Here is a 15949-nt window from a genome sequence, read left to right as displayed (position 1 = left end):
GATGCACGCCCCGGTTTCCGGGATGCGTATCCCCCGGAGGATGCGGAGCGCCGCCCCGGCTCCCCGGATGGTGCGGAACGCCGCCCCTGATCCCCGGACGGTGCGGAGCGCCGATCCGGGGCCGGTGTCGGCCTGCGAACACCGCTGGCTTGGGTGTTCGCGAGCGCAAGCGGCCCCGGCGCACCGCTCCGCGGCGGCCGGGGTACAGCCCATGCGGCAAGTTTGAGAGATCGCAGCCATGACACCGTCCCGTCCTGCTGACCCCGCCCCATTGCTGCAGCGCGCCGCCCGGGCCTTGCAGACCGGCGACTTCGCCACTGCGGAGCGCAGCTGCCGCGCGGTGCTGAAAACCGCCCCTAATCATCCGGGAGCGCTGCACCTGCTGGGGCAGACGGGCGTCCGTGCCGGCCATGCCGAAGCCGGCATCGCCCTGCTGCGCCAGGCCGTCGCCGCCGCGCCCCGCTATGCCGAGGCCTGGACCAGTCTCGGCCGCGCGCTGGCGAGCCGGGAGGACCTGCAGGAGGCCGAGCAGGCCTTCGCCCGCGCCCTGGCGGCCCGTCCCGGCCACTGGCCGGCGGTAAGCGGCCTCGCCGCCTTGCTGAAAACCACCGGACGCCTGGCCGAAGCGCAAGACCGGCTGCGCCAGGCCAGCCGCGAGCGCCCGACCCTCGCCGGTCCGCCGTTCGAACTCGCCAACATCGCCCAGGAACAGGGCGATTTCGCCGACGCGTCGGCGCTCTACACCGAAGCCCTGGCGCGCCAGCCGGGGCATACCCCGTCGCTCAGCAATCGCGCCGCCGCCCGCCTCAAGGCCGGCGATGCCGCCGGCGCGCTGGCGGATGCCGAGGCCTATCTCGCCACCGGCACGCGCAGCGCCAACGTGGTGGCCTACCGGGTGCTGGCCCTGCAAATGCTGGGCCGCCGCGACGAGGCGCGCGCGTTGGCCGATGTCGCCACCATGGTCTACCCGGTCGCGCTCGCGGCCGAGCCTGGCTTCGGCGAGCGGCTGGAGGCCGAAATCCGCCGCCATCCGGACCTGATCGGCGACTGGGACCCGACCAGGCGCGCCGCCCGCGGCGGCCAGGTGGTGCCGGACCTGACCCGCAACCCGTCCCCGACCGTCGCCCGCTTCCTCGCCATGATCCGGGCCGAGGTCGAGGGGCTGCGCGAGCGCCTGCCGGACCGCCCCGGCCACCCGTTCTTCGGCGCGAAGCCGCGCGACTACCGCATGATCGTCTGGGCGAACATCCTGGCGCCCGGCGGCCATCAGGCGGCCCACATCCACAATTACGGCTGGGTGTCGGGCGCCTATTACCCCACCCTGCCCGCCGCCATCACCGAGCGCAGCGAGGCGGGATGGATCAGTTTCGGAACGCCGGGATACGGCCTTCCGAGCCCACCGGAACCGGAAATCCGCACGCTGCGCCCACGGGCGGGCAGCATGTTTCTGTTCCCCTCATATCTCTGGCACCACACCGTCCCGCTGGAGGCGGGCCCCCTGGAAACAGGGGCGGAGCGCGTCAGCATCGCCTTCGACATTGTGCCAGCTTGACGGCCATGGCCGCGGGGGCCTTAGTGTGACGCCATGGAACACGCGCTCATCGATTCCGAGACCCTCCCCGCCCCTGCCTGGCCTGATCTGCTCGCCGCCGATATTGCCGGCGACCGCCGCACCCGCACCGAAACGCTCGCGACGCTGAAAAAGGCCCTGGCCAAGGCCGAAGCCGAGCTGCGGCACATGTTCGAGCTTGGCGGCCGGTCCGAAGCGCTGATGCCCGCGCGCTCCGCGCTGTATGACAGCCTGATCTGCGGCCTGCTGGACCATGCGAGCCGCTACAAATTCCCCGCCGCCAACCCCACCAAGGGCGAATTGCTGAGCGCCGCCGCGGTCGGTGGCTATGGCCGTGGCGAGCTGGCGCCGTTTTCCGACATCGACCTGCTGTTCCTGCAACCGGTCAAGACCTCGCCGCGCAGCGAACAGGTAATAGAGTATGTGCTCTACATGCTCTGGGACCTGGGCCTGAAGGTCGGCCAGGCGGTGCGCACGCCCGACGAGTGCGTGCGCATGGCCAAGGAAGACCAGACCATCGCCACGGCCCTGCTGGAGGCCCGCTATCTCTGGGGCGATCCCGGACAGTTCGAGGAGATGAAAACGGGGTTCTGGGAGAAGGCCATGGGTGCCAATCCCATCGGCTTCGTCCAGGCCAAGCTGACCGAGCGCGACGATCGCCACCAGCGCATGGGCGACACCCGCTATGTGCTGGAGCCCAATATCAAGGACGGCAAGGGCGGCCTGCGCGACCTGCACACGCTCTACTGGATCGCCAAGGCGCTCTATCACGTCGAAAGCGTCGGCGAACTGGTCGCCAAGGGCGTGTTCTCCAAGGCGGAGGCCCGCCGCTTCGAAAAGGCCGAGGATTTCCTGGCCGACGTGCGCTGCCACCTGCATTACTATGCCGGCCGGGCCGAGGAGCGGCTGACCTTCGACCACCAGCACGCGCTGGCCGAGCGCATGGGCTATCACGGGCGGCGCAATATGCGCGCTGTCGAACGCTTCATGAAGCATTACTTCATGGTCGCAAAGGACGTGGGCGATCTGACCCGCATTTTCTGCGCGGCCCTGGAAGCGGAGCACAAGCGCCCCGGCCTCTTTTCCCTGTCGCGGCTGCTGTCGTTCGAGAAGAAACTGGGGGATTTCACCCTCAGCCACGGTCGGCTGTCCCTGCGCGACCCCAAGGCCTTCCGCGACGACCCGGTCAACATGCTGCGCCTGTTTCGCACGGCCCAGGAACACGATGTCGACATCCACCCGGAAGCCCTGCGCCTGGTGCGGCGCGACCTGCGCCTGATCGACCAGGTGCGCGACGATCCGGAGGCGAACCGCCTGTTCCTGGAGATGCTGACCGCGCGCAAGAACACCATTGTCACCCTGCGCCGCCTGAACGAGGCCGGCCTGTTCGGCCGGTTCCTGCCGCCGTTCGGCCGCGTCGTCGCGATGATGCAGTACAACATGTACCACTCCTACACGGTGGACGAGCACACCATCCGCGCCATCTCCGAACTGCGCCGGCTGGAGGACGGCCTGCTGGCCGACGCCGCCCCCGTCGCCACCAACATGGTCAAGCTGGTGCCGCACCGCCGCGCGCTCTATGTGGCGGTGCTGTTCCACGACATCGGCAAGGGCCGCGGCGGCGACCATTCGGTGATCGGCGCCGACCTGGTGGAGGAATACGGCCCCCGCCTCGGCCTTTCCCCGGCGGAGACCGAGACCGCATCCTGGCTGGTGCGCTACCATCTGGTCATGTCCGACACCGCCCAGCGCCGCGACCCGAACGACCCCAAGACCATTCAGGATTTCGTCGCCATCGTGCAGTCGCCGGACCGGCTGCGGCAGTTGCTGGTGCTGACCGTCTGCGACATCCGCGCCGTCGGCCCCGACACCTGGACCGGCTGGAAGGCCGCCCTGCTGCGCGAGCTCTTCTGGCGCGCGGACGAACGGCTTTCGGGGTCCGGCAATGTCGAGTCGCTGCCGCGCCGCGCCGCCGCCGCACGGGCGGACCTGGCCGAGCGCCTTTCCGGCTGGACGCAGGATGCGCTCGACACCCATTTTGCCAAGGCCGCGGACACGTATTGGGTCGCCTGGGATACCGACACCCTGGCCTATCACGCCGACCTGCTGCGCCGGACGGAGGCCGAAGACCCCGGCCTGACCATCGAATTCCAGAACGACGACGAGGGCCAGGCCACCATTGTCACCATCTGCACGCTGGACCATGCCGGCCTGTTCGCCCGCATTGCCGGCGCGCTGGCGCTGGCGGGCGCCAACATCGTCGGTGCGCGCGCCTTTACCCTGCACAACGGCTATGTCATCGACAGCTTCTGGGTGCAGGCGGGCGAAGGCGGCTTCTACCAGGAACACGAGCGTCTGAAAAAGCGCGTGCGCCAGGTGCTGACCGGCGACGTGCAACTGGCCAACGCCCTGCAACAGCCGCCGACCTGGGTCAGCCGCACCGCCGTGTTCAAGGTGGCGCCGCGCGTCATCATCGACAACGAGGCCAGCCGCTATTTCACGGTGATCGAGGTCAACGGCCGCGACCGGCCGGGCTTCCTGAACAAGGTCGCCTGGACCATGACCCAGCTCGGCCTGCAAATCGCGTCCAGCCACATCGCCACCTATGGCGAACGCGCGGTCGACGTGTTCTATGTCAAGGACGTGTTCGGCCTGAAGATCGTGCATCCGGGCAAGCAGGCCCAGATCGAACAGGCCCTGATCGAGGCGATCCGCGAAAGCAACGCCCTCGTCACCAACGAAACGCTGACGGCCAAGACCGGTTGAGCCGATGCGGTTCGCCCGCCTGATCATGGCGGACTGGTCGGCGGCGGGGTCGCCGGGGCCGACACGGCCGCACAAGGATCGCTGCTGGGTCGGGCGGCTGGACGCCGGCGGAACCGCGCCGGACCTGGCCTACTGCCGCACCCGGCGAGAGGCCCTGGACCGGATCGCGGCCTGGACGGAGGCAGCGGCGGGTCCCGTCCTGATCGGCTTCGACTTTCCGTTCGGCTATCCGGCCGAGAGCGGCCTGCCCGGCGGGCGGGCGCTCTGCGATTTTCTGGCCGCTCGCATCGAGGACGGGCCGGACGACCGCAACAACCGCTTCGCCGTTGCCGCACGCCTGAACCGCGACCTCAACCCGGCGGGCGAGGGTCCGTTCTGGGGTTGTCCGGCCCGCCTATGCCTGCCCGGCCTCTCGCCGAACCGCCCCAAGCCCTGGCCGGCACACATTCCGGAATACCGGCTGGCGGAGCGGCATCTGAAGGGCAAGGGCATCCAGTCGGTCTGGAAGCTCGCCTATCCGGCCTCGGTCGGCAGCCAGGTGCTGATGGGCATGCACGCCATCGGCCGGCTGCTGCAACGCCCCGCCTTCGCCCAAGCGCGCCTCTGGCCGTTCGAGACCGACTGGCACCGCGACCTCGCGCCCGTCACCATCGCCGAGATCTGGCCGAACCTGTTCTTTCCCGAGCGGCGGGACGATCCCCGCATCGCCGCCCACGCCATCCGCGACGCGGGCCAGGTCGCCGCCACCCTGCTCGCCATCCGCGAAACGCTGGATGCCGGCCGAATCGCGACCCTGCTAGGGCCGCCCGCAACCCTCTCCGCCGCGGAGCGGGCGGCGGCAACCGCCCAGGAAGGCTGGATTGCCGGCGCTTGAGACGCTCTGCCCGTGGCGCCGGCGCGACTCGTCCCTTATGGTGCGGCGCCCTGATTGCAACAACCGCTCCAGGCGAAGGCTAGCAGTATGACCGACGTTGGTGGAATCACCGCCGAACAGCTTCGAAGCTATATCGAACGCATCGAGCGCCTCGAAGAGGAAAAGGCCGAACTGGCCGCCAATGTGCGCGAGGTGTTCGCGGAAGCGAAGGCGAACGGCTTCGACACCAAGGTGATGCGCCAGGTGTTGAAGCTCCGAAAAATGGATGCGAACGACCGGGCCGAGTTGGAAAGCCTGCTCGACCTGTACCTGCACGCCCTCGGCATGGCGCCGGACTTCACGCCGGCCGACCCGGCCGCGTGAGCCGCAAGCGGCGCCCGCCACCGACCATCGAAATGCCGGGCGGCGGTCCGCCGCCCCGGCGCCATCCGGTGCGCCGGCTGGTTCGGTGGGCTTTGCGCTGGACGCTGATTGGGGGCTTCTGGGCGGCGGGCTTCGGCCTGCTGGCGCTTGGCTGGTTCGCCTACGACCTGCCCGATGTCAGCAAGGCCACGCACCTGCCGCGCGCGCCGAGCCTGACCTTCGAGGCCCGCGACGGCAGTTTCCTCGCCGCGGTCGGAGACCTCTATGGCCAGCCAGTCCGCCTCTCGGACCTGCCCCCCTATCTGCCGCAAGCCTTCGTCGCCATCGAGGATCGCCGCTTTTACGACCATTGGGGCGTCGATCTGCTGGGCATTGCCCGCGCCTTCTATGTCAACCTGGTGGCGGGCGAGGTGCGCCAGGGCGGCAGCACGATCACGCAGCAGGTGGCCAAGAACCTGTTCCTGACCAACGAGCGCTCGCTGCGGCGGAAAATCCAGGAAACCCTGCTGGCGCTCTGGCTCGAATACCGGTTCTCCAAGGGCGAAATCCTGGAAACCTACCTGAACCGCGCCTATTTCGGCGCCGGCGCCTATGGCGTCGATGCGGCCGCCCGGCGCTATTTCGGCAAGAGCGCGCGCGAGGTCTCGCTCTGGCAGGCCGCCGTACTGGCCGGGCTCGTCAAGGCGCCCTCGCACCTCTCGCCCCTGATGGACAGCACCGCGGCGGAAAACCGGGCCGTGGTCGTCCTCGACGCCATGGTCAATGCGAGGCTGCTGTCGCCCGACGATCACCGCCGGGCCGTTCTCACCGCCCAACCGATCGAGCCGGACCGCAGCGGCCACGCCATCGGCGGGCGCTATTTCATCGACTGGGTGCTGGATCAGGTCCAGACCTATCTGCCCACCATCGACCGCGACCTGCTGATCCGCACCACCCTGGACCGGGCGATGCAGGACAATGCGGATGCGCTGGTCAAGGCGCAACTGATCCTGCGCCCGTCCACCGCCAAGGCCTGGCCCGGCCAGGCCGCGCTGCTGGCCATGAGCCCGGACGGGGCGGTGCGCGCCATGGTCGGCGGCCGCGATTATCAGGAAAGCCAGTTCAACCGCGCCACCCAGGCCCGCCGCCAGCCCGGCTCCGTGTTCAAGACCTTCACCTTCCTCGCGGCCCTCGAAGCCGGCTACACGCCGGAGAGCCATGTGACCGACGCCCCGCTGCAAAGCGGCGAGTACCGGCCGGACAATTACAACAGCCGCTATTACGGCGACGTCACCCTGGAAACCGCGCTGGCGAAGTCGTTGAACAGCGTCACCGTCCGCCTGGCCGATCAGGTCGGCTATCCGAAAGTGCGCGAGATGGCGCAACGGCTCGGCATCGCCAGCCCGCTCACCGAGCGGCCCAGCCTGGTGCTGGGCGCCAGCGGCGTGCGCCTGACCGAGCTGACCGCGGCCTATGCTGTGCTGGCCAATGGCGGAGAACCGGTCACGCCCTACGGCATTGTCGAGATCCGCGACCGCCAGGGCCGGGTGATCTACCCGCCAGCGGGCTCCCGTCCCGCGCAACTGCCGAAGCTGCTGACCGCGGACGTGATCGGGCAGGCCAACCGCATGCTGTCCGCCGTGCTGACCGAGGGGACCGGACACCGCGCCGCCTTCGGCCGGCCGGCCGCCGGCAAGACCGGCACCACGCAGGGCTATCGCGATGCCTGGTTCGTCGGCTACACGCCCGATCTGGTCGCCAGCGTCTGGACCGGCAATGACGACAACTCGCCGGTCGACGGCATGACCGGCGGCAATCTGCCGGCCTCGCTCTGGGGCGCCTTCATGCGGGCCGCCCTGGCCGACGTCCCGGCCACCCCCTTGCCCGTAGTGCAGCGCGCCCCGACCCGACCGCGCGTCGACGGCACTTCCTCGCCGAGCGCCCGCGACACCGGGCGCAATCGCGGAACCCCGGGCCCGCTGGGAACGACCATCCGCCGCGACTTCAGCGCCAGCGAGCGCCAGGACCCCTAGCGCCGCCGCCGATGCTGCGCACCGCCCCGGCCGGCCGGGTGCCGCAAATCCCTTGGCAAATTTGTCGCGCCTCCGGTAGGCTACAACTTAAGGACAACACAGCGCCGACAAATCCCCCGAACCACGGAAGGAAACCGCCATGAACGACGTCGCCATCAACAAGGAAAATCTCTGGCGCCTGGAGACTCCGGGCATTGACGGCTGGAGCCGCACCGCCCGCGTCGACGACCCGAAGAAATACTTCATGGTCTCGACCGACTGCCACGCCAACGAGCCGCCGGACCTCTGGGTCAAGCACATCGACGCGAAATACCGCGACCGCGTGCCCCGCATCGAGACCGACGCCGACGGCGTGCAGTGGCGCTATTGCGAGGGCTACCGCCCGGACCGCGTGCGCGTCATGAGCTTCGAGGGCGAGGACTGGATCCGCTCCAAGGCCGGCGCCGATCCGGCCGACCGGCTGAAGGACAACCAGGCCGACGGCATCGACGTCGAGATCATCTTCCCGAACAAGGGCCTCGCCATGTGGGCGACGCCGGACCCGGTGTTCTCCTCGGCCCAGTGCGCGGTCTGGAACGACTGGGCGCACGAGCAGTTCACCGGCCACGGCCAGGCCATGGTGCCGGTGGCCGCCATCGCCACCGGCGACCTCGACTGCGCCATGGCCGAGATCGAGCGCTGCGCGAAGATGGGCTACACGACGCTGTCGCTGCCGTGCAAGCCGGTCTGGGGCGCCCATGACGTCGACCACGTCAACTACAACCTGCCGCATTTCGACCCGATGTGGGCGCTGATCCAGGAAGCCGACCTGACCATGACCTTCCACGTCTCCACCGGCCGCGATCCGCGGGCGGCGCGGGGCAATGGCGGCGCGGTCATCAACTATGTCACCCACTCGCTGTCGCCGACCATCGAGCCGGTGGCGAATCTCTGCTCGTCCGGCGTGCTGGAGCGCTTCCCCAACCTGCGCTTCGCCACCGTCGAGGCCGGCATCGGCTGGGTGCCGTGGCTGCTGGACGCCATGGACGAGGCCTATCTGAAGCATCACATGTGGGTGCGCCCGAAACTGCCGATGATGCCGAGCGAGTATTTCCGCCGCAACGGCTACGCCACCTTCCAGGAAGACCGCGCCGGCCTCTATCTGGCCGAGCAATTCCGCCTGGAGGACAATTTCTGCTGGGCGAACGACTACCCGCACCATGAGGGCACCTGGCCGCATTCCTACCAGGCCATCGAGCGGACCATGGGCATGCTGAACGACGTGCAGCGCGCCAAGATCCTGGGCCTGAACGCTGCCAAGTGCTTCAAGCTGGACGTGCCGGCACACCAGCGGCTCGAAAGCTTCTGAGCCCTTTGGGCTCGATCGCGACCCCGATCGGCCCGGCCCGCGGCCGGTCGGGGTCGTTTTGATTTTGACGGAAGGGGAGCCAACGCCATGTCCGACGCCATTCGCGAATTTCGCATCGCCATCCCCGATGCCGATCTCGCCGACCTGCGCCGCCGCCTGAAGGCCACCCGCTGGCCGGAGAAAGAGGCGGTGGACGACTGGAGCCAGGGCACGCCGCTCGCCTATCTGCAAGAGGTTTGCGCCCACTGGGCCGACGGTTTCGACTGGCGCGCCTGGGAGGCGAAGCTGAACGGCTGGCCGCAATTCGTCACCGCCATCGACGGGCTCGACATTCATTTCTTCCACGTGCGCTCACCGCATGCGGAGGCGCGGCCGTTGGTCATCACCCATGGCTGGCCCGGCTCGCAAATCGAGTTCCACAAGGTGATCGACCCGCTGGTCAATCCCACCGCCCATGGCGGCGCGGCCAAGGACGCGTTCCACGTGGTCGCCCCCTCCCTGCCCGGCTACGGCTTTTCCGGCAAGCCGACGGCGCCCGGCTGGGGCATCGAGAAAATCGCCGATGCCTGGGCCGCCCTCATGGCGCGGCTCGGCTATGATCGGTATTTCGCCCAGGGCGGCGACTGGGGCTCCGCTGTCACCGGCTGCATCGGCGCGCAGGACCCCGCGCATTGCGCCGGCATCCACCTGAACATGGTCAGCGCGCGCCCGACCTCGAAGGACGACCTGACCCGGCAGGAGCAATCGGCGCTCGCCGCCTACAAGCACTACCAGGACTGGGACAGCGGCTATTCCAAGCAGCAGGCCACCCGCCCGCAGAGCGTCGCCTATGCGCTGGCCGACTCGCCGTCGGGCCAGTGCGGCTGGATCCTGGAGAAATTCTGGGCCTGGACCGACAATGACGGCCACCCGGAAAGTGCGCTTGGCCGCGACGAGATGCTGGCCAACATCTCGATCTACTGGCTGACCAACAGCGCCGCGTCCTCCGCCCGGCTCTACTGGCAGAGCTTCGGCTCGCTGCGGCCGGCGCCCATCGCCGTTCCGGTCGGTGCTGCCATCTATCCCAAGGAAATCTTCCGCGCCTCGCGCCGCTGGGCCGAGGCCCGCTTCGCGAACATCGTCCACTGGAGCGAGCAGCCCAAGGGCGGCCATTTCGCCGCGTTCGAGCAACCGGAGGCCTTCGTCGCCGACCTGCGCGCCTGTTTCGGCAAAATGGCCCTGTGACCGCCGGGCCGGCACCGTCGGGCCGGCCACTACAGGGGCTGCGGTTGGCCCTCAGGCGTGATGGTGACCGACATGCCCCGACGCCCGGGCCGCCTCCAACCATGGCGGCGCCGGCAGGCGCACGGTGATGGGCGGCTCACCGCTGTTGCAAAAGTTCTGGATCACGCTCGCATACTGTTCGACCAGTCGCTGCGCCTCCTCTTCGGACAGGTGATGGTCCAGACCGAACACCCAAACGGTGTTCCGACCGCACAGCACGTCGCGAATATGCGGCAGCTTCTCCGTCAGGGCCGAGCGCACATCGTCCGCCGTCGCGCTTTCCAGATCCTCGACCACGGCCGGGCTGACATTGTCGATCAGCAGCACTTCCGACTCGAACCAGGGCCAGTAGAAGATGTTGGCCGGCCCCCACGAGCCCAGCGGCGGCAGCGGCCGGCCCGCCACGAACTGGTCGTCGATCTCGACCAGATCGTCGAACGACATGTAGCGGACCTTGCGCCCGGCAAAGGCCAGGTCGGTGCCCAGTCCGGTGACCATCGGCGTGCGCCCGGAACCGATCGCGCCGGCAATCACGATCTGGCGCCAATCGGCCGGTTTGGAGGCATCGCGTTCCGGAGCGTGAACGAACCGGCGGATCGCCTCCGCCGGGCCCTCCGCCACGGGCGTGTTCAGGTCGGCGAGGCGCGAAAGATAGGGCAGCGCCGCCTTCTGCCAGATGATCTTCTGGCGCAGCCATTTCGGCGCGCAGACCACGCATAGCAGCAGCGCCACCACAAAGACGCCGGCGCCCCACCAGCCGGGCAGATGGAAGGCATAGCCGCCCAGAACGCCGAACACCATATAGGCCGACGCGATCACCGCATTGTCGCGCAACAGGGTCTTGTCCAGCGGGAATGTGTTGCCTTGCGCCTTGGCGGCGGAAGCCGAATAGGCCCGGTATTCCCAGAAGGATACGACGGCGGAAATCCCGACCAGGGCAATGCCGCTGGCCCAGGCCTCCGCCACGCCAAGGACATGCTGCAACAGGAAGGTCAGCGTGAATTGCAGGATGATGCCGAGCGCCACATGCCCCATCTGGTCGGCCATCCAAAGATAGGAATAGGTGGCCGCGCTCTGCACTTCCTTGCCGAAAATATCGCGCCAGAACTGCACCAGCAGGAACGATCCCGGTACGTTGGGTGCGGTCGGAACATCGCCCGTCGGTCGCTCGAATTTCGTCGGCTCCCGCACATCGCCCGCCTGTTTTGCCATGCGCCGTCACTCCTTCTCCGAAGGCCGCAGATACAACGCTCCCAGCCAGATCAGGACCAGGACGATCCCGCCAATGGGCGAGACATCCCGACCGAACAGAATGCTGGCCGCCAGGATCGAGACCCCGAACAGCAACGCGGTCACACCGTGCAGCCAGGCCGCCGGCGCGCCGGCGAACGCCGCGATCACGCTGGCGGCCCACAAGGCCAGCAGCGCGAAATTCGCACTCGCCACCAGCGTGCCCTGCCCGGCATAGACCGCGTCCAGATCGCCGCCATAGATCACGCCGAACCCCCACCAGAGGTGGATGGCATAGGCGAGGAGCCCCCAGGCCCACCAGCTGCGCCAGGCGGTGGCCGCCAGCGCCTGGCCGAAGCCGTGGCGGATCATCAGCGCCACGGCCCACCCGCCCAGGGCGGCCGCCGGCCAGATCGTCGCCTTGGCCCGCATATAGTCGGCATTCTCGCCCAGAAGACCCGCCAGGATCGCCAGCAGCAGGCCGACGGAGAACACCAGGAACGCCGCCACGCGGGAATCGAGCAGCGGCCGCTCTGCCACCGAACCGTCCATCATCGCGCCTCCTCCCGGTCGAACCCGCGCAGCAGCAAGGCCAGCGCGACGCCGGCCAGCAGCACCACGCCCAGCACCGGATCAACCGGCCCGTGCCCGAACAGCAGCAGGGCCAGCGCAAAGCTGACCAGGACGAAGGCGCCGACACAGCCCTGCCACCAGGCATAGCGCCCCTCGGCCTGGGCCCAGTCGAGCCGGTTCCAGGCCATCAGCACGTCCAGCAGCCAGACCGCCTCCAGCCCCCACAACAGCACCGCGCCGACCAGCCCGAACTCGGCGGCCACCAGATCCGGCCGCCAGAGATGCTGCCAGCCCAACATGGCCACGCCATGGGCCAGCAACAGGATCAGGCCGAAGGTCCAGAACAGGCGCCACCAATGGGTCAGCACCCGCCGGCCCAGCCGTCGGGTCAGCGCGAACAGCGCCGGCACCGCCATCACGGTCGAACCCCAGGCAAAGGCGCTGGCGCGATAGGCGTCCGGGTTGGCCTGCGCCAGGGCGAAGAACACGGCGAACGCCACCGCCAGCGCGAACGGCAGCAGGGTGAACGCCACATGCCCGGCATGCAGGCGGGGCGCGGGCTCGGTGTGGAGATGGGCCATGATCGCCCCCGCCCTAGATCGTCTTCAGATAGGCGAGCAGCGCCCGCAACTCGGCCCGACGCTCGTCGTTCAACTCTTCCGGCTTCCAGGGATAGTCGTGGCCCTGGTTGCCGTTGCCGCGAACGGTGGTGTCGAACAGGAAGGCCTGGCGCGGGTCGGCGCACTTGCCGTCGACCGGCGCCGGCGTGACATAGCCGAGCGCGTCCGGATCGTAGACATTCTGCCCCCGGCAGAACCGCGTCGGCCGCGGCTCCAGGTTCAGCAACTGCGCCATGGTCGGCACCGAGCCGTTGTGCAGATAGGGCGCGCGCAGGAAGGCATAGGGGATCGGGTTGTTCACGAACGCCTCGTAATCCGTGATCTCGCAGGTTTGCGGCACGGCGTTCATGTCGTCGGCACAGGGCGGCGCCTTCGCCAACAGGTCCTCCGGCTTGCAATTGCCGTCCCCTTCGGGGCAGGCCGGGAAATACAGCGGATGGCCGGTGCGATAGATGCGCTTCGCCTCCAGGAACGCCGATTTCCGTTCGTCCCAATAATAGGCCAGCGCCGGGTCCCCGGCCGCGAGCGCATCGTTGCGCGCCTTGTCGAGCCGCGCCTCCTGCACCGCGGCCACCGCGGCATTGCCCGGCAATGCCGTCCAGAGCGTCAAGGGCAGATCGTGGGCATAGCGGAAGGTGACGCGGTCGGCGTCGACGCCCAGGCCGCCGTCGGCCGGTGCCTTCGGCCCGACGCCCATCATGTGATGGATGTACCGGCCCTCCGCCACCCAGGGCTTCACCTCGGTCGGCTTCGCGGCGACCGGGCGATAGCCGTGGCAGTCGGAGCAATACGCCTTGTAGACTTCGAACCCACGGGCGACCTCTGCCGGGTCGGGCACGGCGTCCGGGAAGTGGGCCGCAAACGGCTGCACCGGAATTTCAATGCCCAGCTTCTCCGTATAGGCGGCCGCGGCCTTGATGTCGGCCACCACTTCCGGCTTGGACAGCGCCGTCACGCTGGAGCCGCTGGCATAGGCCGCCGTGAAGCTGCGGGTCACCGGGTCGCCCAGCGAGCCGTCATACTGCGCCCGCGGCCGCAAATCGGTGGCCTGCTCGAACACGACCGGGATTTTCGAGTAGGCGTAATTGTCCTCGCCCGGCAGGTCCATCGCCACGCGCACGATGGAGCGGAACGGCCGGGTGCGCCCCGGTCCCGCCGGAATGGCGTCCGCCGACTTCAGCGCCGCGCCATGGTAGGGCAGGCCGTATTTCGAAGTCTCGCCGCCGATACCGGCCCGGGCGCCGCTCAGCCACTGGTCCAGCATGAAGGCCTCGATCGGGCCGGTCGAATCGTTGGGGCAAAGCTTGGCGTATTCGTCCAGAATCCGGTCGGCGGTCAGGTCGGGGTCCAGCACCGCGTTGCGCACCGCATCGGAAAACGCAATCACGTCCAGTTCCATATTGCCCATGCCGGAAATCGGCGCGGACAGGCTGCCATCCGCCTTGCGGATCTGGCCGGAATGACAGGAGGCGCAGGTCAGGCCCGCGAATTTCAGCGGCGTCTGCACCGCCGTCTGCGGCAGGGAGTTCGTCACCGCGAAGCCATAGGGCAGCCATTGCTCGGCATTGCCCTGGCAGGCCTGCTCCTTCAGGTCCTTCGCCTTCGGATTGGCCAGGAAACCGTAGGTCTCCCACAGCGAGCGCCCGTCCTCCAGCGTCGTCCGGAACGCCGCGGGCGAGACCCGACCGGCCACGACCGCGTATTTGATCGGGAAGGCTTCCAGGCCGAAGGCGCCGTGAGTGAAGGCCGCATAGCCATCCTTCGGCCCGTCCGTATCCCCGGCGCTCCAGCGCTGCTCCAGCACCAGCCAACCGACGGACGCCACCAGCGCAACAACGCCGATGACGATGGCGAGGGTATTGACGACTTTGCGTATCACGCCGCGGCCCTTCCATTAGGTGACCAAAATCAGCAACCTATGGTCTAACCCATTCGCGATTCGGTCAAGTATGACTTGCCTCACACCGTCGCACTGCCGCCGGCGCGACGGACCGAAGGGCGGTCAGGGCAGCGCGGGCAAAATCCGATAATAGATGCGCGTGTCCACATCCTCCTCGCCCAGGCGTTGCCGCAGAAGATCGCGGTAGCCGGCGGCATTGTCGGGGTCGGGCCGGGCCTTGTCGTAGAGCGGCACTTCCGAGACCGTCACGATCACCATATCCGGCAGCGTGCGTCCCTGTTTGCGGGATGCGCCCCGCCCCCATGGCCCGGAGAGGGTCAGCGACTCGTTGCGGCGCAGCACCGAGCGACGCCCCTGCACCGAGGTCACGAGGTGATGGATCGCGCCGGTGTGCTCAAGATAATCCACGCTGACAATGCCGGAAAAATCCTGGGCGGGGAGCGTGACCGACAGGATCGTCCCCTTGGCGACCCCGGCCAGATCGTGCCCTTCCGCATCCTCCACCTGCACGTCGAGGGTTCGCGCCTTCGCCGGCAGGGATTCGACGAACCGGCTATAGTCACAGATCGCGGGCGCGAGCGGGGTCAATGCGGTTGCCACCCGGCGCCGCTTCACCCATTCCGCATCGACCGCCGGCCGGTCCGTGCCCCGGAAGTGTTCGCGATAGCCTTTCACGACATAGCCACCCCCGGTTTCCGCCTCGACGGTGGGGGGCGCACAGAACCGCACGCCCAGATGCCGTTGCAGTTCAAACACGGTGGGCGGCGGGTCCAGATTGGCGAGGGCCACGGCCCGGCGGACCGACGGCGACAAGGTCTCGACCGCGCCGATCGGGTCCGAAGTCGGCTTGAATTGCCGGGCCTCTCCCTCGGCCGTCGCAAGGTCTTCCGCGGTAATCGACGATTCCAGGGTTTTCAGCATGTCGCGGGCCGCTGCCGCCACTTTGCTGTCGCTGCGATTGGCAGCGGCGACAAACAGCCATTTGGCGGCGCTGCGCAAATCGCGGTCGACGCCGACGCCACCGATCAGCTGGGCGGCGAACCGAAACTGGGCCGGCGGATATCCGAGCAAGGCGGCGGTGGCGTAATAGCCTGCGGCCCGTTCGAAATCGATCGGCGCTTTCTCGCCGGTCTGATAGGCTTGCCCCCGCGCATAGAGCGCCGCCGGGTCCAGCGGCGGCGCCTGGGTCACGGCTTGCCCCCGCACCACGTCCGCGGCGATTGCCGGAAACGCCAGCTCGGCATCGGCGACAACGGTCACCGCCGCGATGACCGCTGTCATCACCGCAATGACGGACCGACGGCAAATGATCACCAAATCGACTTGCACCTAACCACTCTGATCGGTTCGCTGTCGCCACAATGTGGCCATGGCGAACGCACCTTATCGCCATCGGTTCGCCGCTGTCTTCGGATTTCGCGCGGCTGCGA

At 68.4% G+C, this 15949-nt stretch carries 12 protein-coding genes; 7 read left to right on the top strand and 5 right to left on the bottom strand.

What is annotated here, in order from left to right:
• Positions 1–238: 238 nt before the first annotated feature.
• The 7 genes from H6844_04880 to H6844_04850 all read left to right on the top strand — a co-directional run bounded on the left by H6844_04880 (position 239) and on the right by H6844_04850 (position 10157).
• The gene (locus H6844_04880; protein ID MCB9928737.1) at positions 239–1552 is read left to right on the top strand and encodes a tetratricopeptide repeat protein; all 1314 of its coding nucleotides are present in this window, start codon (positions 239–241) and stop codon (positions 1550–1552) included.
• A gap of 33 nt (positions 1553–1585) precedes the next feature.
• A complete protein-coding gene (locus H6844_04875) occupies positions 1586–4336 on the top strand; it encodes a [protein-PII] uridylyltransferase (GenBank protein ID MCB9928736.1) in 2751 nt (916 codons plus the stop codon).
• Between the two features lie 4 nt (positions 4337–4340).
• Complete coding sequence (locus H6844_04870; protein MCB9928735.1) at positions 4341–5210, top strand: hypothetical protein; 870 nt, start codon at positions 4341–4343, stop codon at positions 5208–5210.
• An 87-nt stretch (positions 5211–5297) separates the two neighbouring features.
• Positions 5298–5573, top strand: a complete 276-nt coding sequence (locus H6844_04865; protein ID MCB9928734.1) for a DUF2312 domain-containing protein — start codon at positions 5298–5300, stop codon at positions 5571–5573.
• Positions 5570–7585, top strand: coding sequence for a PBP1A family penicillin-binding protein (locus H6844_04860; GenBank protein ID MCB9928733.1), 2016 nt, complete (start codon positions 5570–5572; stop codon positions 7583–7585). Before H6844_04865 ends, H6844_04860 begins: the two co-directional genes overlap by 4 nt.
• A gap of 139 nt (positions 7586–7724) precedes the next feature.
• The gene (locus tag H6844_04855) at positions 7725–8933 is read left to right on the top strand and encodes an amidohydrolase family protein (GenBank protein MCB9928732.1); all 1209 of its coding nucleotides are present in this window, start codon (positions 7725–7727) and stop codon (positions 8931–8933) included.
• Positions 8934–9020: 87 nt separating this feature from the next.
• Positions 9021–10157 carry an epoxide hydrolase gene (locus H6844_04850; protein ID MCB9928731.1) on the top strand — a complete coding sequence of 379 codons (1137 nt, stop codon included), beginning with the start codon at positions 9021–9023 and terminating at the stop codon, positions 10155–10157.
• A 51-nt stretch (positions 10158–10208) separates the two neighbouring features.
• Here H6844_04850 and H6844_04845 read toward each other — a convergent pair whose 3' ends face one another.
• From H6844_04845 to H6844_04825, 5 genes are all read right to left on the bottom strand, one after another.
• Entirely contained in the window at positions 10209–11408 is a 1200-nt protein-coding gene (locus tag H6844_04845; protein ID MCB9928730.1) for a hypothetical protein, read from the bottom strand.
• A gap of 6 nt (positions 11409–11414) precedes the next feature.
• Positions 11415–11981, bottom strand: coding sequence for a hypothetical protein (locus tag H6844_04840; protein ID MCB9928729.1), 567 nt, complete (start codon positions 11979–11981; stop codon positions 11415–11417).
• Positions 11978–12580, bottom strand: a complete 603-nt coding sequence (locus tag H6844_04835; GenBank protein MCB9928728.1) for a hypothetical protein — start codon at positions 12578–12580, stop codon at positions 11978–11980. Before H6844_04835 ends, H6844_04840 begins: the two co-directional genes overlap by 4 nt.
• A 13-nt stretch (positions 12581–12593) precedes the next feature.
• The gene (locus tag H6844_04830) at positions 12594–14498 is read right to left on the bottom strand and encodes a cytochrome c (GenBank protein MCB9928727.1); all 1905 of its coding nucleotides are present in this window, start codon (positions 14496–14498) and stop codon (positions 12594–12596) included.
• Between the two features lie 123 nt (positions 14499–14621).
• Positions 14622–15848 carry a sel1 repeat family protein gene (locus H6844_04825; GenBank protein MCB9928726.1) on the bottom strand — a complete coding sequence of 409 codons (1227 nt, stop codon included), beginning with the start codon at positions 15846–15848 and terminating at the stop codon, positions 14622–14624.
• Between the last annotated feature and the right edge of the window lie 101 nt (positions 15849–15949).

Source organism: Alphaproteobacteria bacterium, from assembly GCA_020638555.1.
Lineage (GTDB): Bacteria > Pseudomonadota > Alphaproteobacteria > Bin95 > Bin95 > JACKII01.
This window is presented reverse-complemented; position numbering and strand designations above follow the sequence as displayed.